Below are 20,044 nucleotides of genomic sequence, written 5' to 3'. Positions count from 1 at the left end.
TCTCCTTGAGTCGAGTTGGGTTCAGTCGAGTTGGGCTGTCTGCCGGTCGGGAACGTCCGCCTCGACCAGGGAGGCAAGCTGCTTCCGGTCGACCTTTCCGTTGCCGTTGACCGGCAGTTCGTTGAGCCGGACGCAGCGGCGGGGGATTTTGAACGGCTCGATCTGTTCGCGCATCCGTTCCAGAAGCTCATCGGTGGTCAGTTCAGTGACCGCCGCGAGCAGCGCGGGTCGTCCGCTGTCCGGAGGCAGGACAGCTGCTGCCGACACCTGCTCGATCCGGCGCGCCGCCGCCTCGACCTCCGTACAGCTGACGCGAAAGCCCCGCTCCTTGTACAGATCGTCCCGGCGGCCGGAGAAGTAGAGATAGCTGTCCTCGTCCATCCAGCCGTAGTCGCCGGTACACAGTTCAGGGAAGAGGCCTTCGGCGCGGGGAAAGCGTTCGGCGGTCAGTTCGGGACGGCGCCAGTAGCCGGTCATCACATGAGGGCCGCGCACCACGAACTGCCCGATCTCGCCCGGCGGGAGACGCTCGCCGTCGTCTCCGGCGACGTATATCTCCGTGCCAGGCAGCGGCCGGCCGCTGGATCCTGGACGTTCGAGATCCCCGTCCGGTGGCATGATCGCCGCGCGCTTGCACTCGGTGAGCCCGTACATCACCTGGATCCGGAGACCGGGCAGGGCGGAGCGCAGGGTGGACATGGTCTCGGCGGGCAGGGCGGCACCGGTGTTCGTCAGCAGTCGAAGTCCGGCCAGGCGCCCGCTGCCGCGGCTGCTACGGGCGAGCAACCAGGCCAGTCGGTCGCTGACCGAGGGGACACCCGCGAGGATCGTCGCCCCGCTGCTCTCCAGACTGCGCAGCAGTGGTGGACCGGCCTCGGCCGCGGTGGCGAGTCGGAGCTGCGCGCCGCTGAGTACCGCGAGGAACAACTGGTACAGGCCGTAGTCGAAGGACAGCGGCAGCGGGCAGTAGATGATGTCGTCGCCGCGGTAGTCCAGCCGGTCCTGGATGGCCGAGGCCGCGAACAGCATCTGCTGATGGGTGCTCACCACCGCCTTGGGCAGCGAGGTGGTGCCCGACGTGTAGATCAGGCAGGCCGGGTCGACGGCGAGGGTGCCGGGGTGGGGCAGCGGTCCTGCCCCGGCCTGCACCGTGAGGAGTTCCGTCAGCGACAGGGACGCCGTCCCCACCCGTTGTGCCGTCGCCTCGGCCGAAGAGTCGTCCGTGACGAGCAGCACTGGCTCGCTGTCAAGCAGTACGTGCTCCAGCGGCCCGCCCCGCACCTGCTCATGCAGCACGCTGAAAGCGGCCCCGAGCCGGGAGAGACCGTACAGCGCCGCCGCGATGCCCAGTCCGTCAACTGCCGTGACCACCACCCGGTCACCGCGCCGTACGCCCCGTCCGGCGAATGCCGTGGCGGCGCGGACACTGGCCGTGGCCAGCTCACCGTAGGTGAGGCTGCCGTTCCGGTCGGTCAGGGCGATGCGCTGCGGAAGCTTCTCGGCGGCGGCGTCCAGCACCTCGTGCAGCAGCCGCGGCTGTTCGTCCGCCGGGGTCACGCCGCCGCCCCTTCGGTCGGGGTGGGCCTGGCGACCAGAGGAGCGACCGTGGTGGCCGTGGCGCTGCAGACCAGTTGGGGGCTGGACAGTGCCTCGGCAGCGCTCGGCGACGCACCGGGACGTGCTGAAACCACCTTGTGTGCCTCCAGCTCCACCACCCGGCGCAGTCTGGTGCGGTGGACGAGCCGTGCGCGGGCCTCGATGTAGTCGCCGGGGTAGACGGGAGCGGTGAAGCGGACCTTCGCGTACTCGGACAGCAGGCCCTCGTCGCCGTCAGTGCGTACGGTGATCTCAGTGACCAGATCTCCGAACAGCCGGAGGATGCAAGCCCCGTCGATCAGGCCGCCGCCGTAGTGGGCATCTGCCTGGCTCATGCGCACCCGCAGGAATGTGGTGGTGGGGTTGGACTCGTTTTCCGGTGTATTCATGGCACGGAACTCCTCTCAGTAGGTCAAATGCCGGTCCCCGCAGAGGGAATGCTGATCGCTACAGCCGCCACCACGTTCTTCTTGTGCGCGATGGACAGGGCTGGGGGAGGCAGGGACAAGCCGGCGGCCCGGCCGGTGAAGCGCACCAACGGCGCTCCGTCGTCCGTGCGGCCGATGCTGATCTCGCGGGGCGCGAGTCCCTGGAAGAAGCCCCGGCCCAAGGACTTGAGGACCGCCTCCTTGGCGGTGAACCTGCCGGACAGGAACTCCAGGCGGCGCCCGGCGGTCATCTGCGCGGCGAGCGCCAGCTCCTCGGCGGCGAAGGTATAGCGCAGGAACCAGTCCCGGTCCGCCAGCCTACGCAGCTCGCCGCGGTCGACTACGTCCAGTCCGATGCGCACATCTGGTGGGTTCACTGACGGCCTTCCCCGCTGAAGTCAGCCAGCTGCTGGCGGCTGAGCAGGTCCTCGGGCGTGTCCCGTTCACGCACCAGGTGGGCCTCGCCCCGGTGGACCACCACCTCGGCGGGGAAGCCGTGGCTCAGGAAGAGCCCGGGGGACGCGGTGGGTCCGTACGCACCGGAACGCTCTACGCCCAGCAGATCACCGGGCCGCACTTGGGGCAGGGCGACCTTCTTGGCGACTACGTCGTTGGGCGTGCACAGCGGACCGGTGAGCGAATAGCGGCGGTCCGCCCGGCCGCCGGGGCGGCTCATGTGCCGCACGGGGAAGTTCCGCTTGACGAAACTGCCGATGCCGACAGCGGCCATGTGGTGGTTGGTGCCGCCGTCAGCGACCACGAACCACTCCCCCATGGACTGCTTCACATAGCGGGCGCGCACCATGTATGTCCCAGCGCGGGCGGCCAGGTACCGACCCAGCTCCATGATCACGCGGCATCCAGGGTGACGCTGTGTGAAGGGGATGACGACTTCACGCATTCCGGTACCGAGTGCTGCTACATCGGGGTCTGCCTCGCCGTCGAAGTACGCGACTCCGAGCCCACCGCCGATATCTACCGTGCGCAGCGGGATACCGAGTTCCCCCGCGAGATCCTCGGCGGTGGCCAGGATTCTGCGGGTGTTGTGGACGACGTCGGCGGCATCCAGAATGCGGGTGCCCATGTAGGCGTGCAGGCCGATGACCTCGACGTGCTGCAGAGCCGCCAGTTGCTCCTTGGAGCGGCGTACGGTCTCTTCGTCGATGCCGAACTGCCGGGGCTTGCCTCCCATCGCGAGCCCCGATCCTTTGCCGGCGAAGGCCGGGTTGACCCGCAGCATCACCGGGAAGGTGCCGCCCCCGCTGCTCTCCAGCAGGTCGTCCAGCAGCTGGAGTTCCGCCAGGGATTCGCACACCACCGCGTGGATTCCCGCCTCGACGCAGGCCGCGAGCTCCCGCTCGTCCTTGCCCGGACCGAGGAAGATGATGTCGCTGGGTGCGATACCGGCCCGCAGGGCAGTCAGCAGTTCGGTGTACGAAGAGACTTCGGCGCACGCGCCCAGCGTGCCGAGAAAGGCGCACACGCTGATGTTCGGGTTGGCCTTGAGTGAGTAGAAGATGTCGATCTCTTCCGGAAGCTCCTCGCGGAGCGTGCGGAAGGTGCTCTCCAGGATCTCGGTGTCGTAGACGAACAGCGGGGTTCCGAAGCGGTCAGCGAGTGCTGACGCGGGGATTCCCTGAACGTGGATTTCCTCGGCGCTCATGTTCTCCTCCTTGCCGCCGCTCGAATTCTTGCGGTCGACGACTGCGGAGTGGAATGCAGAACCGCTGGTCAAAAGCGTCCTTGGCCTCTTTGGGCCGGGCGCGCGAGGGCGCGGGATCTGCAGGGTGCCGGGGCGGTAACGGGCAGGGAAGGAGTCGCGGAAGTATCAGCGGCGTCAGAGGGAAACGCCACCCGAGGGAGATTCGAAATGCGCACCAAGCTCACCACCATCGTCGCGGCTGGGGCTTTCGTCTGGGCGCTCGCCGCCCCCGCACAGGCCGGCACCCAGGACTCCGGCTGGCAGCTGACGACAGCGGCCGGCACGAGTGCCGGCCAGGCGACCAGCGCCACCGCCAACGACAACAACGGCAACAGCTGACTGGGGCTCAGGCGTACCGGTCCTCCTGGGAGCCGTCACCTCTGGCGTACCGGAACACGGCTTCCGGTACGCCCATGAGGAAGAAGTGCGAGTCGGCCTTCCGGCGGTTACTGGCGGCGGCCTCCAGGTCTCCCATCGCCTCACTGGTTGCGGCGAGGCCGTCCAGGGCCTGGGCCTTCTCGTAGTGCAGCTCCATGCGGGAGGAGACCTCGTGGGCCAGCTGGTTCTGGCGCAGAGCTTCCGTGAAGTCGCCCAGCGCGAAGTACGTGCGGGCGGCGGAGAGATGCACGAGCGCCCGGTGGATGTCGTCCGTGCTGCGGATGGCCTCGGCCAGCGCGTGCAGGACGCATTCGCGGGCGTTCTCGACCCGGCCCATACGTAGCAGGATGTCAGTGCGGCAGGCGAGCATGGCCGGCAGGACGGAGGGCATCCGGAGATGCTCGCAGCGCTCGACCGCCTCTTCCACCCGGGCAAGTGCCTCCTCGTAACGGCCCATGCCTTCCAGGGCTCGCGAGAGATAACTGAGTGCGTCCACGGACAGCTGTAACTCTCCTATGGAGTCGAATACTGTCAGCGCCTCCTTTGCCGTCTCGGCCGCCACCGCGAACTGCCCGAGTCGCACCTGCACTTGACTCAGAGTGCTCAGGGAAGAGCCGTCGAGCCGTGCGAAGCCGGTCTTCCGCGCCATGCGGTTGGCCTCCTCGCTGAGCTGGAGTGCGCGCCGCAATTCGCCCAGGCTGTTGTACGCCTGGCCCAACCGGGCCTTGCACTCGGCCTCGCTGCGTGGGTCATTCATGGACCGTGACAGCTCCAGGGCTTCCTCCAGATGGGCGACCGCGTCCCTGATGCGGCCCAGCCGCCACTGCCCCATGGCCAGATTGGTGAGGTTCAGACGCAGCAGCGACGGGTCCGCCAGCTGCCGGGATGCCGTGACGCCCGTCTCGAGCGCCACATTCGCGTCCAGGTCGTAGCTGCGGATGCTGGAGTGGAAGCCCACCTCGCGCGGCAGCCGCGCCGCGTGCCGCAGCAGCCCGCGTCCGTGCGCGATGTCCACTGCTGCCAGCAGACTGTCACGGTGCTGGTCGAGCCATCTCAGTGCGACATCCTTGCCCTCGAATTCCGGCTCCTGTCCGTCCCGTTCGCCAACGGACCCGCTGTGGCGGGGCCTGCCGGGGAAGAGTGTGTCGCAGGCGTGCGCCGCCGTGTGCAGATAGTGGTCGAGGAGCCGCTCCACCGACTGCCCGTCTTCCGGAGCCGCTTGGCCCTGAGCCAGCCGGCGCGCGAAATGGCGCACCAGATCATGGAAGGCGTACGTACCTGGCTCCCTGGCGTCCAGCAGGCGGACATCCACGAGCCTCTCCAGGAGATCCTCGGTGTCCAGGGCCCCGACGCCCAGCAGCGCGGCGGCCTCGTCAATGTCGATGTACCGGCCCGGGTGGTGGGCCAGCAGTCTGAAAGCCGTGCGCTGGTCCTTCGGCAGGGACTCATACGACAGAGACAGCGCGCTCGCAACTCCTCTGTCCTCGCCGGACAGTTCATCGAGCCGCCGCCCGTGGTCCTGTAACCGGTCGACCAGACGCTGGATCGTCCAGCGCGGCCTGTTCGACAGCCGGGCAGCCGCGATGCGTACGGCGAGCGGGAGCCCGCCGCACAGTCGCAGCAATTCGACCGCGGCCTCCGGCTCCCGTTCCACCCGCTCGGCGCCCAGGGTGTGCCGCAGGATCTCGTGGCTGTCCGACTCCGGGAGGGCACCGACGGAGAGCCATTCCACGCCGTCGAGGTCCGTCAGCCGGGGGCGGCTGGTGACCAGGGTGAGACTGTCGGGCGAGGTGGGGATGAGGGTACGGACCCGTTCGGAGGTGTCGGCGTTGTCGAGGATGAGGAGCATCCGGCGGCCGCGCATGTAGGACTGCCAGAGTGCGCTGCGGCCTGCAGGAACGCCCGGAATCTCCTCGCTGGGGATCCCGGCGGCCGCCAGCAGGTCACCCTGGGCGGAGAACGTACTGAGCGGCCTCTGTCCCGGAGTGAACCCTCGCAGGTCGACAAACAACTGCCCGTCCGGGTAGCGCTGCGCCAGCTGGTGCGCGGCTCGTACGGCCAGCGCGGTCTTGCCCCCGCCACCCATGCCGTCGATCGCGATGACCGTGGGCGATCTCGTCGGTGTGCGTTCGACCGCTGCACGGATCCGCTCCAGCTCGGACGCACGGCCTGAGAAGTCCGGCATGTCGTACGGCAGCGCCTGCGGGACCTCAAAGGAAGCGCCGTACGCGCGGGCCGGCGCCCGCTCCGGAGGGGCGAGGGAGAGATCCTGCCGCAGCATGTATGCATGTAACTCACGAAGTTTGGCGCTGGGGTCGATGCCGAGCTCTTCGGCAAGCAGGTCCCGAATCTGAGTGAACTCTTCGAGGGCAGCGGCCTGTTGGCCGGTGTGGTAGAGAGCGAGCATCAGCTGGCTGCGCAGCGTCTCCCTCAAGGGGTACCGGCCCGCCATGGAGCGCAGTTCACCGATGATGGAGGCCGCCTCGCCCGCCTCTATGGTCAGCTCGTACAGCCGCTCGGCGGCCGCGAGGCTCTGCTCCTCCAGGGCGGTCGAAATGGCATCAACGACTTGCCCGCCGGCCCCAGCCAGCAGAGGCCCTCGCCACAACTCCAGCGCGGAGCGCAGCTGTTCCGCCGCCCTCGCGTGCGCTCCCGCTTCCCCCGCTGCATGGGCCTGACGCAGCAACTCCTGGTAACGCAGCAGGTCGAGCTGATCCACGCCGACAACCGCACGGTAGCCGGGGCCATCGGTCACGATCAGTTCGAAGCCCTGCGGGATCCGGCGGCGCAACTCGGCCACGGCCTTGCGGATCTGGTGTGCCGCGCTCTCCGGAGGCGCTTCGTCCCAACCGGCTTCAACAAGGCGTGAGACGGGGATCACCCGCCCGGCTTCGAGTAACAGCATGGCGAGGACACGTTTCCGCAGGATCCCGTTGATGGGGACCGGGCCCCCTGCGTTCCAGACTTCCAGGGATCCAAGAATCCTGAAGTGGGGTCTGCCGCTTGCGGTTGTCTCGTCTATGTCTGAAATCGGGGCGTGCACGTAGTACCCCCTAAGGACGATGCCTGCCTTCGAGCCCAAGTTGTGATCTTAAGCTCACTCATGGGATGCCTACTCGGGTGCGGAACTCGGTTCCGCCCCGTCTGTCTTGCGCGTGTCTTGAACGGGGGTTCGCCGGCCCCAGGGCAACGGGAGGACTGGCCCCACCCCTTCGAACGGGCAAGGCCAGGCGCGAGCGGTTTCGCGGTGCGCTTCGAGGGCGCGACGGTAGCCGTCCGACGGACTGCCCTGCACCGGCGCTGCGGGCACGGTCGACTGGCGATCCGGGTCGGCCGCCGTCGTGCCGAGGCCGGCCCTGGATGGGCGGGCGGCGGAATGGGGCGCGGACGTTCGCGCCCGGCCCCGCCCGGCCCCGCTCGTTGGCCGGCCGCGATCAGCTCCGGCGTAGTCCAGCGCAGTTGGGTGCCGCATGCCGGGGGCGTCAGCGGTCGCAGCCCGTCTCGCTGCCGCTACCGCCGACAGGGTCGGCCTTCCCCGGCAGAAGACAGAGGTTCGATGCCGATCGTCGGATCGCCTTCGATCCAGCCCTGGCGCTGCCACTTCCAATCCTGAGCTGGGGAAACTCCCACCGGGCAGGCACTCAGACCCGCCAGGAGCCGATGCGGTCGGCCGTGTCGTATGCGTCGGTCCGTCCGGCGTCGATGTCGCGTGCGAGGTCGATCAGGGCGCCGTACGGCGGGTTGATGCCTTCACCGGCGGCGCCCATGTAGGCCACGGCGATGGCTGAGCCGAACAGAGCGTTGCGGGCCGGGAGGGGCTGCAGCCGGATGATGGTGTGCATGAGTACGGCCGCGCGCCAGGCGTTGTCGACGGTGACGCCGACCTGAGGGGTGTTGACCCGGTGGCGGGCGACCGCGGCGACCAGGTTTGAGAAGTCGTGGACCGAGGGCTGCTTGGGCAGGACCTCCGCCTGGCGCTCCAGGAGCCACCGGATGTCGATGTAGAGCTCCACGGTCAGGCAGCCCGCCGCGAGGAGTCCAGCCGGTCGGGGGCGTCATCGGGAAAGGCCGCGTCGAACGCGGCAGCGTTGTCGGCGACGAAGGCGCGGAAGACCTCAGCCGCGCCCTCCAGCCGCGGGTCGCGGACCGCGTTGCGCGCGGCCTCGGTGATGAGCGAGGTGACCGTGGTGCCTTCGGCCTCGGCACGCGCCTGCAGCTGCGCGTGGAGCTCTTCGGGGACTCGGATCGTCACTGGCTTCGACATACTCCGACCGTACAGCAAGGCGTACAGCACCGATATCGGGTCGACGGACAGAACCGAACAGAGCGTTCGGGTGTCGTCCGGGGGCGACCGATCGGTCTCGGCACTCGCAAGCGAGCCTTGATCTGAGGGAAGGCGGGTGCGTCACCGGCCTGGCCGGGTGTGATGACGAACGCCAGTGGCCGGCACCTGCTGTCGGCCGCCAGGTGAATCTTGGTGGTCAGCCCGCCGCGGGACCGGCCGAGGGCGTGATCGTGCGGCTCGCCGGGCGGGCCCCTTTTGACGGGCCCCGGCCGCGTGCTGGTGGGCACGGACGACGGTGGAGTCAATCGCGACGACCCAGTCGAGTTCGCCTTCGGCGTCAGCCTGGGCGAGCAGAGCGGTGAAGACCTTCTCCCAGGTGCCGTCGGCGGCTCACATCCGCAGCCGGTTGTGGGCCCCCTTCCAGGACCCGAAGCGCTCGGGCAGATCCATCCACGGCGTCCCGGTGCGGTACTTGAACGCGAACGCATCGATCACCTGCCGGTGATCACGCCACCGCCCACCCTGCCGAGGCGTCCGGTCCGGCAGCAACGGCTCGATCCGCGCCCACTGCGCGTCAGTCAACGACACACATCAACCAACGATCAGATGATCCGAAGGAAACGGCCTAGCCCACGCGGGCCTCGACGCACTCCCGTTCGCCGTCGGGCGACGTGGGGCGGAAGCAGGCCCGGACGGTGCCGCCGGGGGCGGCCGCGGTCATCTGGGTGTAGCGGTAGGTTTCCTCGTCGGCGGTGTCCTTGATGCGTACGTCGCGGGTCGGGCCGGCCGCCGTGACCTCTACCAGGTCACCGATCCGGGCCCCCCACACGCGGGCCCAGGTCGCACCGCACTTCTCGCTGTAGCGCAGCTCCACGTGGGCGCCGGTGGCGGTGCGGTACGTGGTGAGGGTGGCGGGGCCGATGCCGCAGATCAGGCGCATCGGGTCCCGGCCCTCGCAGGCGGCTCCGTGGCATTGGGGGCCGAGAGAGTAGGGGGCGGAGTCCGTCAGCGGTTCGTCCGCCGGGGCCCCTCGGTCCGACAGCAGGAAGAACACCAGTGCCACACCGCCGACGATCACGGCGTACACCGACACCAGCACCACCATGAGCCGGCCCCTGCGGCCGCGCGGCCGCCCGCTCTCAGTGGGCCGGGGCGGTTCCTCGGCTTCGGTGGTGGGGGCTGGGGCGGCGGACGCCGCATCCTCGGGCGCGGGGGCCGGGGCCGGAGCGGGGGACGCCGCGCGTCCGCTCCAGCCGGACTCGGCGATCTCCCACAGGGCCAACAGCCGCCCGTGCGGCTCGTTCGCGAGTCGGCACAGCTCCTGTACGGCCTGACGAGGGGGCAGGCTCTTGCCGTTGAGGTAACGCTCCCACGAGGACTTGCTGTACGGGGTCCGTTCCGACAGCGCCGCCAGGCTAAGACCTGTTCGGGCCCGCAACTCCCGCAGTGCCGCGGCCAACCGGTCGTTCTCCGCGGTCACTTGGGCGCCGCCGCCCGCAGGGACTTCCAGGTGTGCGGGCCGATGACACCGTCCACGACCAGCCCGTCCCGCTTCTGTATTCGCTCGACGGCGCGCTGCGTCTGCGGGCCGAAAATGCCGTCGATGTCACCCGGTGAGAAACCGGCCCGGCGCAGCAGGCACTGCGCCTCGGCCACCTCCCGCCCCACGTGCGTGTACGCCAGGATGATGTCCCTGGTGTTGCTGTGGCCCGCGTACCAGCGGCCGTCATGCCGCTCCAACCGGCAGGTGTAGGAGACCGGTATCAAGGTCTCCGACACGGTGGCCGGGGTCGCCGGGGCCGTACCGGCGCGGTCCGCGAGTTCGGCGCGGGCGTCGGCGAGGCGTACGGCCAGCAGGAGCACCGCGGAGACGGACAACACCAGAGCCACTGCTCCCGCCATGACCGCGGCGCGCAGATAACGCCCGTACGCCTGCTGCTCCGTGGGAGCGTGGAGCGGCGTCACCGGAGTGCCCTCCGGGGCGCTCCCCGCGGCACTCTTCGGGGCATCGGAGGGGGCCTGGCGTCCCCGGGCCCAGTGTTCGGCCGCTGTCTCGTGCAGCGCCAGCAGCCGGACCGGATCGTCACCTCCGATTCGGGCCATCGCCTCGACGGCCTCCCGGGGCGGCAGTGACCTACCGTTCAGATACCGCTGCCACGATCTCGCGCTGTACCCGGTTTTCACGCCCAGTTGGCGCGTGCTCAGCTCCCCGCGGTCCTTCAGTCTGCGCAATCGCACGATCAACTGGTACACGTGCGGGTGCAGTTCGGCGGGCAGCGGCTTCCAACGCGACATGTTTCCCCCATTCGCGTTCGGGGCCGCTGATCCGGCCCCGTCTTCCGGGCTCATTCTGCATCATCACGGCGCCTGCCGAAGGGGGACCCCGCCCGGGTGCGCATCGCCGTTCCCGCTCGCGGCCGTCCCGCCGTACGGACTCGGCAGGCGACGTTCCGGCAGGTCAGCGAGTGGGACGTCCCAGGATGACGTCACCTCCCCGTCGCCTGTGGCGGGACATCGCGCCGGACCAGCAGTCTCGTGGCGGAACCGGCCCGGCGCGGACGGCTCCGCTCAGCGCACATCCATGAAGGAGAAAACAGCATGCGAGCTCTCACGAAGGCACTCGTCGGTGTCACCACTGCCGTAGGGGTTGCCGCCGGTGGGGTGGCCCACGCGGGGGCGGCCGTGGCGGCTCCCGCCCCGACCCAGCAGCGGACGGCGAGCGCCGAGGTCGCGCCACTCGCGGTGGTCAACCTGGGACTGAGCACCGCCCAGGCGAAGGACTGGCAGTGCCAGCTGCGCGTGTTGGGCTACAACCCCGGGACGCCCGACGGGCGACTGGGCACCAGCAGTTGGAAGGCGGCGCAGAGGTTCTTCAACGACCTGGGCCTTGAGGCCGGCACCCCCGACGGGGTGGTCGGAGCGAACACCGTCATGGCGCTGCAGCGCTTCCTGAACATGAACCTCAAGGAGAACCTGGCCGTCGACGGCGTCCCGGGTGCACGCACCAAGGCCGCGTTCGCGGAGTACGCCAATCTGCTCTCCAGCGTCTGCTGAGCCCGGCCCGAGAACCATTCACCCGCTGGGGCCCGTCCGCCCCGCCGCGCCCGCTCTCAAGGAGACGGCTCTGAGGAAGAACACCTTGCGATGGTTGATACCGGCCATCGCTTCCGTGCTGGCCGTGCCCTTGTCGGGCGGCTGCGCCATCGACAAGGGCACGGCGCTCGCCGCGGATTTCGAGAAGGACTGGGCCGGCACGGCGGACGTGGCGAGAATCCTTACCACCAAGAACAACACGCTGCCCTTCAGCGGGACGGCGACCGGCGAACTGGTCCTGGCGCAGGGCACGTCGGCCGACCTCGTGGCCGAACGGGTCGACGAGTTGAGGGACTACGTCGCCCGTCACAGCAACATCACCGGCCGGATCACGGCGGACGGCGTCACGTTCACCGTCGTCGCGGAGCAGCGACGCACCAGTGAAGTGCTGTCCCTCTGGCGGTCGTTGACGGCCGACGACCACGTGGTGGACGGCGACATCAACGACGCGTCGCGGAAGAACACCCGCGGCTGGCGGTCCGAGATCACTGCGGCCGATGCCACCGGCGCGATGACGGTGTTCAAGGACATGGTCTCCGAAGGCGGCCGGCACCGGCCCCTCTCGGACGTGACGTCCCTGACGGTCAGCTCGGAGCGAGGGGTACGGCCGGGACTTTCCGTTCGGACCGGCTTCGACGGCACCCTCCCGACCGAGGCGATCGCCGCGTACGAGGCGGTGGTCGCCGAGCACCCGGTCGTCTCCGCGGGCCTTCAGCCTGATCGTCTGACCATCGTCGTGGCCGAGGGGGCGGACCCGGTCCGTGCCGGGGAACTCGCCAGGAGCGCGGCGCCGGGTCTCGGTGACGCCGTCGAGGTCAGAAGCGACAGCGGTGGCTGATCGCCGGCCCGACGAACCTGGCGTTCCGTCATCCGGAGATCACGCCCCCGGCGCACCGGCCGGTCGGTCGAGGACGGCCCCGGCGGCACGCGCGGCCGACCGGGGGCGTTGCCACGTCACTCACCCGGGTGCGCCCCCTCGTACCGAACGTTGGACACGGAAACGCAAGAAGGAGCCCATCGGGTGACCAGTACTCTGAAACTGCGAGCGCTGCGGCGGCTGCGGACGACTCCCGGCGGGCACTTCGACTGCCAGATCGACTTCTCCGACGGAGCGGAAACCTCGCGCTCGGTCGCCTACGTGGAACGCCAATTGCCACCGGGCGGCATATCCGCCTACCTCGCGGCCCGCAAGAACGGCGCACGCTCGTTCGTCCTGTGGGCGGATGAGTCGCGACAAGCCCGGGTCGCCAGCCTCGTCACCCTCGCCGGAGGCCGGCGGGCACAGTTCGAGGTGCTCGGGCCGCAGGGCGAAACACTCGGCAGGGTCACGCGCGACAAGGCGTTCAGCCGGGGCATGCGCACACGCTGGACGGTGAGCCGCCCGGGCGCTCTCGACGCCGTCGGATACAAGGGCCGGCTCTTCTGGTGGTGCGTGTGGTGGCTCTGCTCACCCCTCATGCCTTTCGTCGTCTTCGCCGCGCTGTTCAACGGCGGCCTCGGCGGCGACTGGCCACGTGGCCCCCGCCGTATCAAGTGGCGCGCCGGCGGACGGATACCGCTGGAGTTCAAGTCGTCCGGCGACACGGTGCATATGAACGCACCCGACCTGGACTGGCGGCTCGGAGCGGCCCTCGCGGCCCTGATCCCCTCGTTCGACAGCCGGATGGGGAATCCGTGGGACAGCCGGACGGACTGACGTCCGGGAGCGCGGCGGGTGTTACGCGCCGGTGGACAGGTCTCGCCCCTGTCCCGCCGGACGGCCCGGCGGCAGGCCGGATCGTCCTCGCGGGGGTGGCGCTGTCCCTGCGCCGTCGATCTCCCGGAGACCGCGTTCACCGAGGACCCACTCGGCCGCCCGGTCGAGCGTGGTCAGCACCCACCGCTCCAATCCGATGCCCGACCGCTCGGCGGCCTCGTGCCACCACGGGATACGGCCGCGGGGAACGGCGAGCCGCCCCACGGCGCCGGCCCGCTTCTCGTGTCCCGCTTCAGCCCCGGCCCCATCCCCCGCTTCGCGCGAGGCGCGCAGGGCGGTACGGAGTTGCTTGGTGGACCACTTCATCCGCTCAGCACGATCGAGCCACGCTTCCTGCTCGTCGACCGGGAGTGAGGTCAATTCGGCGTGGTGCTGGAAACTCAGCGCTGCTCGCCGCCGATTGAACTCGAATCGCCGTGAGACCCAGGCATAGTTCCGGAGAGTCTGATATCGCAGGCCCACAGCGCGAATTCCTCGTTGGTACCGGTCCGTGTAGTGGTCTTTCCCGTACACGAGCCAGTCGCCGAGCCACCATGAGGACGAATCCAGGATTCCGGACAGCTGGCGCCCGGCCTGCTCCCAGTCCTCGAAGGCCATTCCGGCCGGTATCCGCAGACCGGTCTTCGTGGTCAGCAGCTGGCCTCGATCGGGCCCACCACCCATCGCCCTCCGCTGTCGTGGCACCGTCTGAGGGTCCGTGCGAAGCGCCGCAGCTTTCGCGTTTCCAGAGTTGGTCATCCGATGCGTCACCACGCGAATTCGTTCATCAACTGCTCGCCCCGTCATGCGCGCCCGCCACGGCCGGTTTCAACCCGTACGACGGGCACCGTAGCCCGGCCCGGTCACGGAGTGTGCCGGTCGTTCGACCCACAAGGAACGGCGGTCGCACTCACCGGAGAACGCGGTGACGGGATACGCGGACGGGGCCGCTGAGACGCCTGAGGGCCGCAGATCCGGCGAGCGCCTGCCCAGCCGGTCCTCGGCGGCGCCGGCGCGGATGTGATGGTGGAGGCGGTCGTCGGCATCTGCGTCATCACCTTCCAGCAGGAGTGGGCCCCGCGCCCGGTGGTCGGCGCCACCCTGGCCGCGCTCGGGGCCGCGGCCTGCGCGCTGGGCGACGTCCTCTCCTCCCCCGGGCATGTCCCGGAGTCGGCCCCGTTGGTCCGACTGCTCTTCGTGGCAGGTCTGTCCAGGGCCGCCTACCTCGTCGTTCGGGCACGGGCCAGGGCGGCCGACCGGTCGGCCGGGTGAGGCCAACTCGGGGATCGTGGTCTTCGCTGGGGTGCTCGTGCTGGCCGTGGCCGCATGGGGCATCACCCCAGCCCTGAAGTTCCCCACACGCCAGGCCAACCTGCGCGTCTCGGCGTCCGCGTACGGCTGGACAGCCCTGCCCTTCACCTTGGCTTTCTTCCAGGTGGCACCCATACTCGGGCTGATCTGGCTCGTGCCCGCGATCTTGGCCATCGTCCGCCCGAAGCAGCCGGAGAGCCGGTTCTGGTTCAGCGAGCGGCGCCAGTGAGACTCCGTCCCTGCCGGGAACCGCTCGGCCGGCAACATCACACCGCGGCCCATCCGTCGTCCACCGGCAGAACCACTCCGTTGATGTTGCTCGCCGCGTCCGAGGCGAGGAAAAGGATGGCCGCAGCCTGCTCCTCGGGCTGGGCGAGGCGTCCGAGGTTGACGAAGTGGGGGCCGAGTGCCGCGGGGCCGTGTGCGGCCGAGTCGGTGTTGACGACGATGCCGGTGGCGGTGCCGCCCGGGGCGATGGCGTTCGCGCGAATGCCCTGATTGCGGTACATCACCGCGAGGTTCTTGGTCAGTCCCACCACGCCGTGCTTCGAGGCCGTGTAGGCGGCGCCCGCCGCGCTGCCCCGCAGGCCGGCCTCGGAGGCGGTGTTGACGATGGCGCCCTTGCCGGCCGCCAGCATGTGCGGCAGCACGGCGCGGGTGAGTAGGAAGGGCGCGGTTAGGTTGACCCGCAGGACGCGCTCCCACTCCGCGTCGGTCACATCCGCCAGCGCCGTCATCCCGTCCATGATCCCGGCGTTGTTGACCAGGACGTCCACCCCGCCGAAGCGCTCGACGGCAGTCCGCGTCACCTGATCCACGACGACCTGGTCGCCGAGGTCGCCGGTGACGGCGACAGCCGTGCCGCCGGACGTCTCGATCGCCTCGGCGGTCGACATGGCGCTCTCGCCGTTGAGGTCCGCGATCAGGACCCGGGCACCCTCTGCGGCGAAGGCCAGGGCGGTGGCGTGGCCTATCCCCGATCCCGCCCCGGTGACAATGACGCCGCGTCCGTCGAAAACACCGGCCATGTCGCTCTCCTGTTCATCGTCGTGAGGGGCTCGGATCGGCCCTGACGTCACCACGGTACAACTTACTGTCTCTGAGTGACATAAAGACGTGGTGGAAGATCGTCCGAGAGCTCGATCGCACGATCGACGGAGCAGGAGGAACCGATGACCGCACCCCGTGGCCGTACGGGACGACCGCCCCTCACCGAGGCGCGCAGGACCGAGATCCGGCGTGAGATCGCCCGGGCCGCGGTGGACCTGTTCGTCACCCAGGGCGTCACGTCCACCACCGGAGAACAGATCGGCACGGCCGTCGGACTGTCGGCGCGCACCGTGTGGCGCTACTTCCCGAGCAAGGAGAGCTGCGTGACACCGCTGTTCTCGGAAGGCATCGATTCGATCACCGCCTTCCTTCGCGAGTGGCCGTCCGGGCAGTCCCTGCACGAGGCCATGGACCGATGGCTCGCGGCGGGGACCGGCATCACCGGGGGGCCCGACCGGGCCACCGTCGGCGCCCTGGTCCGGCTCACCCGGACCGAACCCGGACTGCGCGCCGTCTGGCTCCAGACCTACGACGAGGCGGAGCCGGCGTTCGCCCGCGCCCTCGCCGAGCGGGCCGGACTGCCCGCCGACGACCTGCGCGTGACGATCCGTGCGGCGATGTTCAACGCGGCCCTGCGCGCGGCGGTCGAGCACTACGCCTGGCGCGGCGATCACGGGCCGGGTGAACGTACGACAGAGGACAGCGAGTTGGAGGCGACCCTGCGTCAAGCCCTCGCCGTAGCGGCGGAAGGGGTCGAGTAGCGCCGCGGCGTGGGGCGGCGGCTTCGGGGTACACCTCCTTCGTCTCGTGTTCGGCGAGCGCGCGGTAGATGCTCGCGACACTGGGGGCCTGACCCTTCCGTTTGCCGGTGGGGATGATCAGGTCGGGCTGGATCTGCTCGACCGACTCGCCGTTCGCCCGGCGGCGGAGCACGGTGTGCAGCATGTCGTCGCTGATATCGTGCGCCTCGCCTTTCCCGGCAGGGGCTGACAGGCGCATACCGACACGCGTCAAGGTGGCGTTAGGCGGGCTGTGGGGCGGGCGTTGCCGGAGCGGCCGCGACCTTGCGGGTCTCGCGCATTATCAGCAGGCCGTTGACCACCATCAGTGTCGCGGTCAGGCAGTGGACGCCGAGCGCGGTGGCCACGGAGCCGTGGTGGGCCAGCACGGTGGTCATGTCGCCGTACGCGGCGAGGGCCTCCACCAGCAGCGCCCAGCCCAGCGCCCGGCGGTGGCCCGTCACCAGCAGGATGCCCAGGACCAGGGCCAAGACGACGTCGCGGATTCCCTTGATGATCAGGAAGCCGTCGCCGTCGCCGGACGGCCAGCTCGGCAGGCCGAAGCCCGGCGCCGTCGTCTCCGGGCTCAGGATGAACTCCGTCCCGAACCAGAGGATGAAGATGATGAAGGTGGCGGCCAGGACGGTGTTGATCTTCTTCAGCGACACTCTTCTTCTCCTTGAGAGTCTTCTTCAGCTTGGTGAGCTTCGTGGAGCTTGCTGAGTCGTGTGGGGCCTGATCAGGCCGCGCGGACGCGGCTGATCGAGGGGCGTGGCTTGTCGGGATCGCCGTTGTGGAATCTGAGCGGCAGCCGCATTCCCGAATGTCGGGATTTCGGTGGCCACCTGCCGCCCGGGGAGTGGGGATGGTGCGCCACCGGCGCGGGGCGGCCCGCGGGGTCAGAAATCCGAAGCCCCGACGGGCGAAAGCTCTCGACATACAGGGGTGAACCAGCGCATGTCGGGGCGGCTTTGGTATCAGACGAGGGCGGCGACCAGCAGAGTGAAGGCGCCGATGATGACGGCGACGCGGACGTAGTGGAAGCGGTCCCAGCGGTTCATCTGCTCCTTCCATTCCTGGGGCCGGTTCTCCGGGGTCCACGTCTTACCCCGGTTGTTGATCGGGACGAGCAGCAGGATCGACATGATCACGCTGACGATCAGCAGCGCGCCGGCGGTGACGACGAGGCCGGTGCCGTGGTGGTGCCATCCCGCGACAGCCCAGACCGCGACGAGGACGAGTGAGCCGATGTACCAGAACGGCATCACGGCGCCGAGCATCCGGCCCCCGTGGGAGTGGGCCAGCTGGTTACTGTCCTCCGGGAGGGCGTTGAAGATCGGGTTCATGACGAAGGCGACGGAGAACTCCACCCCCACCATCAGGCCGACGATCACGGTGGTGATTACCTCGAGTGCGCTGAGCATGTTGCCCCTCCCAAGATCTAGCACTGCTAGCCGATGCAGGCAACGCTAGTGCTACTGCCGCTTGCTTGTCTAGCGGTGCTAGGATTCGAGTTATGTCGGTACAGGAACGCAAGGCACGCGAACGGGCGGTCCGCGAGCGCCTCATCGTGGCGACGGCCCGCGAACTCGCGGAGCAGCAGGGCTGGGACGCGGTCACCACCCGCCGGCTCGCCGAGCGCATCGAATACAGCCAGCCCGTCCTCTACAGCCACTTCCGCGGCAAACGGGAGATCGTCGGCGCCGTCGCCCTCCAGGGCGCCGCCGAGATGGCCGTCGCGGTGCGGGCCGCGACCTCCAGCGCGAACAGCCCGCGCGAGCGGGTCACCGCCCTCGCCCGCGCCTACCTCGACTTCGCCGAGCGCAACCCGGCGGTCTACGACGCCTTGTTCCAGCTCGACGGCGGCCTGGCGTACGCGCAGGAGGACACCCCGGAGCCGCTGAAGGACGCCTTCGCCGCGCTGATGGAGAGCCTGGGCGAGGTCGCCGGGGACGGCGTCCACCCGGGGCTGTTCACCGAGGTGTTCTGGGCGTCCCTGCACGGCCTGGCGACCCTGACCCGGACGGGACGGCTGCTGCCGGAGGACGCCGCACAGAGAGTGGAGCTGCTGGTGGACCGGCTCGCCGTGCTCTGACACACCGTCCCGGCGGGCACGCAGCCGGGCCCTCGGGCACCCGCCCCGGGAGCTGCGATGCTCATTGATCGCGACCCGATACTCGTCCTGACGCCGCGTCATTCGCCGGTGCCCTCGTCGTCCTCGTCGAGGTGGACGGTCGCCGGGTCACGCAGTGGGCGCAGGCCCTCGCGTGGCGGGCGGCGAAGCTGTAGCGGCACAGACAGTTGAGGTCGGCGTGCTTCAGCGGGGAGACCCGGGCCACGTCCTCACTCGCCGGTCTCCACTCCGGGCATCTCCGCCCGCCAGAACCGCTGGTCGCCCAGGTCTTTGAAGCGCGGCGAGAAGTTGAAGCCCAGCATCGTGAACAGCCCGAACACGATGTGGGAGTACGGGGCGTTATCGGTGGCGACCATCTCCGGCTTCACTCCGGCGTCCAGGTTCAGCAGCGCGTCCAGGATGTGCAGGGAGTCGCGCGGGGTGCCCGGCGCGACCATCTGCCCGATGCCCGCGACCTGGTCGTTCACGCCATTCAGCCAGGTGATGCCGCGCTTGAAGTGGTAGTACTTCGGCGACGGCCCGGCGTGGATGGTCCGCTTCGGCACCACGAGGCGCAGCCCGTCGACCGAGGCCAGCAGCCCCTCGCCCCAGAACTTCACGATCGGCACCTTCGCCTGAGCCTCGATCAGCTTCGCGTTCGCCGCGGCGATGGTGTCCACCCGCAGGTAGTACTGATCGACGTGGACCAGCCGGGCTCGCGTGAGCGCCCCGTCGTCGGCGTCGATGACCGGCGTATAGACGATGGTGCACGCCTCGCTCACCAGCAGCGCGACCAGCGAGGTCTTGATGTACTCCATGCGCGTCCGGCCGTCGCCCGGGTGCACGAAGGCGTCCAGGAACCCGGTCCAGGAGTCGACCTCGAAGAGCAGGTCCGGCAGGTCCATTGCTCCCCGGGGCCGGAGTAAGGGATCCCCGACGTCCCCCCGTTACGCTGTCCGGATGACCCAGCACCCCCCGCCGGACGAGCGGAGGCCCGCGAACCGAGGGCCGAAGGCCGCCGCCGGCAATCGGGCCGCTCTGATCGCCGCCGCACGGGAGATCTACGCGGTGCACGGTCTGGACGCTCCACTGTCCGGGATCGCGCGAAGGGCCGGAGTCGGACAGGGCGTGCTGTACCGGCACTTCCCCGATCGGGACGCCATCGCGTCCGCGGTCCTGGAGGAGAACGTGCGCCAGGTCGAGCAGGCGGCCACCGGCGAGGACGCGACCTTCGCCGGGGTTCTGGGAGTGGTCACCTGGCATCTCGCGCAGTCGGCGGCTTTCATCGGCCTTCTGCACGCCGACGGCGCGAACGGTCGCTTCCGCGCTCACGCGCTTGCCGGGGACCTGTCCGAGCGGTTCGAGCGCTCCCTGCGGGGGTGTCTGCCGGACGGCCACCCCCTGGGCGCCCCGGACGCGCCGGACGACCTGATGCTGTCCGTCGCCATGGTCTCCGGGGCCGTCACCGGCCCCACTCCCGAGGAACGTGAACGCCGGGCGCTGGCGGCCTGGCGGTTGCTCGGCATCACGGTGGGACCGGTGGCGCCCTTCAAGGGATGAGGGCGAGGGATGAG

General features: G+C 69.5%; 22 protein-coding genes and 2 pseudogenes. 9 read left to right on the top strand and 15 right to left on the bottom strand.

Going from position 1 to position 20,044, the window contains the following annotated elements; translation table 11 throughout:
- Positions 1-21: 21 nt before the first annotated feature.
- Genes ACIBLA_RS17160 through ACIBLA_RS17145 form a run of 4 tightly spaced genes read right to left on the bottom strand, consistent with a single transcriptional unit; the run spans position 22 to position 3,687 of the window.
- Positions 22-1,557 carry a class I adenylate-forming enzyme family protein gene (locus tag ACIBLA_RS17160; RefSeq protein WP_399199022.1) on the bottom strand — a complete coding sequence of 512 codons (1,536 nt, stop codon included), beginning with the start codon at positions 1,555-1,557 and terminating at the stop codon, positions 22-24.
- Positions 1,554-1,985 carry a hotdog fold domain-containing protein gene (locus tag ACIBLA_RS17155; protein ID WP_363239751.1) on the bottom strand — a complete coding sequence of 144 codons (432 nt, stop codon included), beginning with the start codon at positions 1,983-1,985 and terminating at the stop codon, positions 1,554-1,556. Before ACIBLA_RS17155 ends, ACIBLA_RS17160 begins: the two co-directional genes overlap by 4 nt.
- A 23-nt stretch (positions 1,986-2,008) precedes the next feature.
- Complete coding sequence (locus ACIBLA_RS17150; RefSeq protein WP_363239752.1) at positions 2,009-2,401, bottom strand: 4'-phosphopantetheinyl transferase superfamily protein; 393 nt, start codon at positions 2,399-2,401, stop codon at positions 2,009-2,011.
- Positions 2,398-3,687 carry a diaminopimelate decarboxylase gene (locus ACIBLA_RS17145; protein WP_399199021.1) on the bottom strand — a complete coding sequence of 430 codons (1,290 nt, stop codon included), beginning with the start codon at positions 3,685-3,687 and terminating at the stop codon, positions 2,398-2,400. Before ACIBLA_RS17145 ends, ACIBLA_RS17150 begins: the two co-directional genes overlap by 4 nt.
- A 207-nt stretch (positions 3,688-3,894) precedes the next feature.
- Between ACIBLA_RS17145 and ACIBLA_RS17140 the strand changes: the two genes are divergently transcribed.
- Positions 3,895-4,065, top strand: a complete 171-nt coding sequence (locus ACIBLA_RS17140; RefSeq protein WP_363239754.1) for a hypothetical protein — start codon at positions 3,895-3,897, stop codon at positions 4,063-4,065.
- Positions 4,066-4,072: 7 nt separating this feature from the next.
- Here the strand turns inward: ACIBLA_RS17140 and ACIBLA_RS17135 are convergent, their stop codons facing one another.
- From ACIBLA_RS17135 to ACIBLA_RS17110, 6 genes and pseudogenes are all read right to left on the bottom strand, one after another.
- Complete coding sequence (locus tag ACIBLA_RS17135; RefSeq protein WP_399199020.1) at positions 4,073-7,009, bottom strand: BTAD domain-containing putative transcriptional regulator; 2,937 nt, start codon at positions 7,007-7,009, stop codon at positions 4,073-4,075.
- Positions 7,010-7,745: 736 nt separating this feature from the next.
- Entirely contained in the window at positions 7,746-8,117 is a 372-nt protein-coding gene (locus tag ACIBLA_RS17130; protein WP_399199019.1) for a toxin Doc, read from the bottom strand.
- A gap of 2 nt (positions 8,118-8,119) precedes the next feature.
- Entirely contained in the window at positions 8,120-8,368 is a 249-nt protein-coding gene (locus ACIBLA_RS17125) for a YlcI/YnfO family protein (RefSeq protein ID WP_399199018.1), read from the bottom strand.
- A 65-nt stretch (positions 8,369-8,433) separates the two neighbouring features.
- A pseudogene (locus tag ACIBLA_RS17120) lies at positions 8,434-8,977 on the bottom strand (IS5 family transposase); the annotation flags it as partial.
- 37 nt (positions 8,978-9,014) lie between these two features.
- Complete coding sequence (locus ACIBLA_RS17115; RefSeq protein ID WP_363239757.1) at positions 9,015-9,869, bottom strand: DUF2690 domain-containing protein; 855 nt, start codon at positions 9,867-9,869, stop codon at positions 9,015-9,017.
- The gene (locus ACIBLA_RS17110; RefSeq protein WP_363239758.1) at positions 9,866-10,684 is read right to left on the bottom strand and encodes a peptidoglycan-binding protein; all 819 of its coding nucleotides are present in this window, start codon (positions 10,682-10,684) and stop codon (positions 9,866-9,868) included. The genes ACIBLA_RS17115 and ACIBLA_RS17110 overlap by 4 nt, the downstream gene beginning before the upstream one ends.
- Positions 10,685-10,987: 303 nt before the next feature.
- Between ACIBLA_RS17110 and ACIBLA_RS17105 the strand changes: the two genes are divergently transcribed.
- From ACIBLA_RS17105 to ACIBLA_RS17095, 3 genes are all read left to right on the top strand, one after another.
- Complete coding sequence (locus ACIBLA_RS17105; protein WP_399199017.1) at positions 10,988-11,443, top strand: peptidoglycan-binding protein; 456 nt, start codon at positions 10,988-10,990, stop codon at positions 11,441-11,443.
- Between the two features lie 85 nt (positions 11,444-11,528).
- On the top strand, positions 11,529-12,320 hold the full coding sequence (locus ACIBLA_RS17100) for a hypothetical protein (protein WP_399199016.1): 792 nt from the start codon (positions 11,529-11,531) through the stop codon (positions 12,318-12,320).
- A 183-nt stretch (positions 12,321-12,503) separates the two neighbouring features.
- Entirely contained in the window at positions 12,504-13,178 is a 675-nt protein-coding gene (locus ACIBLA_RS17095) for a hypothetical protein (protein ID WP_399199015.1), read from the top strand.
- Between the two features lie 21 nt (positions 13,179-13,199).
- Here ACIBLA_RS17095 and ACIBLA_RS17090 read toward each other — a convergent pair whose 3' ends face one another.
- Complete coding sequence (locus ACIBLA_RS17090) at positions 13,200-13,901, bottom strand: LmbU family transcriptional regulator (protein WP_399199053.1); 702 nt, start codon at positions 13,899-13,901, stop codon at positions 13,200-13,202.
- A 339-nt stretch (positions 13,902-14,240) separates the two neighbouring features.
- Here ACIBLA_RS17090 and ACIBLA_RS17085 point away from each other — a divergent pair, with 339 nt between their 5' ends.
- Positions 14,241-14,489: a hypothetical protein gene (locus tag ACIBLA_RS17085; RefSeq protein ID WP_399199014.1), complete on the top strand. Its 249-nt coding sequence runs from the start codon at positions 14,241-14,243 to the stop codon at positions 14,487-14,489.
- 16 nt (positions 14,490-14,505) lie between these two features.
- Positions 14,506-14,757 carry a hypothetical protein gene (locus ACIBLA_RS17080; RefSeq protein WP_399199013.1) on the top strand — a complete coding sequence of 84 codons (252 nt, stop codon included), beginning with the start codon at positions 14,506-14,508 and terminating at the stop codon, positions 14,755-14,757.
- Positions 14,758-14,794: 37 nt separating this feature from the next.
- Here ACIBLA_RS17080 and ACIBLA_RS17075 read toward each other — a convergent pair whose 3' ends face one another.
- Positions 14,795-15,556: an SDR family NAD(P)-dependent oxidoreductase gene (locus ACIBLA_RS17075; protein WP_399199012.1), complete on the bottom strand. Its 762-nt coding sequence runs from the start codon at positions 15,554-15,556 to the stop codon at positions 14,795-14,797.
- 144 nt (positions 15,557-15,700) lie between these two features.
- Between ACIBLA_RS17075 and ACIBLA_RS17070 the strand changes: the two genes are divergently transcribed.
- The gene (locus ACIBLA_RS17070; protein ID WP_363239766.1) at positions 15,701-16,339 is read left to right on the top strand and encodes a TetR/AcrR family transcriptional regulator; all 639 of its coding nucleotides are present in this window, start codon (positions 15,701-15,703) and stop codon (positions 16,337-16,339) included.
- A 260-nt stretch (positions 16,340-16,599) separates the two neighbouring features.
- On the opposite strand, the gene ACIBLA_RS17065 is transcribed toward ACIBLA_RS17070, so the two are convergent.
- Both ACIBLA_RS17065 and ACIBLA_RS17060 read right to left on the bottom strand, forming a co-directional pair.
- Complete coding sequence (locus ACIBLA_RS17065; protein ID WP_363239767.1) at positions 16,600-17,025, bottom strand: DUF4267 domain-containing protein; 426 nt, start codon at positions 17,023-17,025, stop codon at positions 16,600-16,602.
- 309 nt (positions 17,026-17,334) lie between these two features.
- The gene (locus tag ACIBLA_RS17060) at positions 17,335-17,781 is read right to left on the bottom strand and encodes an anthrone oxygenase family protein (RefSeq protein ID WP_399199010.1); all 447 of its coding nucleotides are present in this window, start codon (positions 17,779-17,781) and stop codon (positions 17,335-17,337) included.
- A gap of 92 nt (positions 17,782-17,873) precedes the next feature.
- On the opposite strand from ACIBLA_RS17060, the gene ACIBLA_RS17055 reads away from it, so the two are divergent.
- Positions 17,874-18,452 carry a TetR/AcrR family transcriptional regulator gene (locus ACIBLA_RS17055; protein ID WP_363239769.1) on the top strand — a complete coding sequence of 193 codons (579 nt, stop codon included), beginning with the start codon at positions 17,874-17,876 and terminating at the stop codon, positions 18,450-18,452.
- A 254-nt stretch (positions 18,453-18,706) separates the two neighbouring features.
- Here ACIBLA_RS17055 and ACIBLA_RS17050 read toward each other — a convergent pair.
- Positions 18,707-19,375, bottom strand: a pseudogene (locus tag ACIBLA_RS17050) (Tn3 family transposase); the annotation flags it as partial.
- Positions 19,376-19,430: 55 nt separating this feature from the next.
- Here ACIBLA_RS17050 and ACIBLA_RS17045 point away from each other — a divergent pair.
- Entirely contained in the window at positions 19,431-20,030 is a 600-nt protein-coding gene (locus ACIBLA_RS17045) for a helix-turn-helix domain-containing protein (protein WP_363239770.1), read from the top strand.
- The last annotated feature ends 14 nt before the right edge of the window (positions 20,031-20,044 follow it).

This window comes from Streptomyces sp. NPDC050433 (genome assembly GCF_044458565.1).
GTDB lineage: Bacteria > Actinomycetota > Actinomycetes > Streptomycetales > Streptomycetaceae > Streptomyces.
This window is presented reverse-complemented; position numbering and strand designations above follow the sequence as displayed.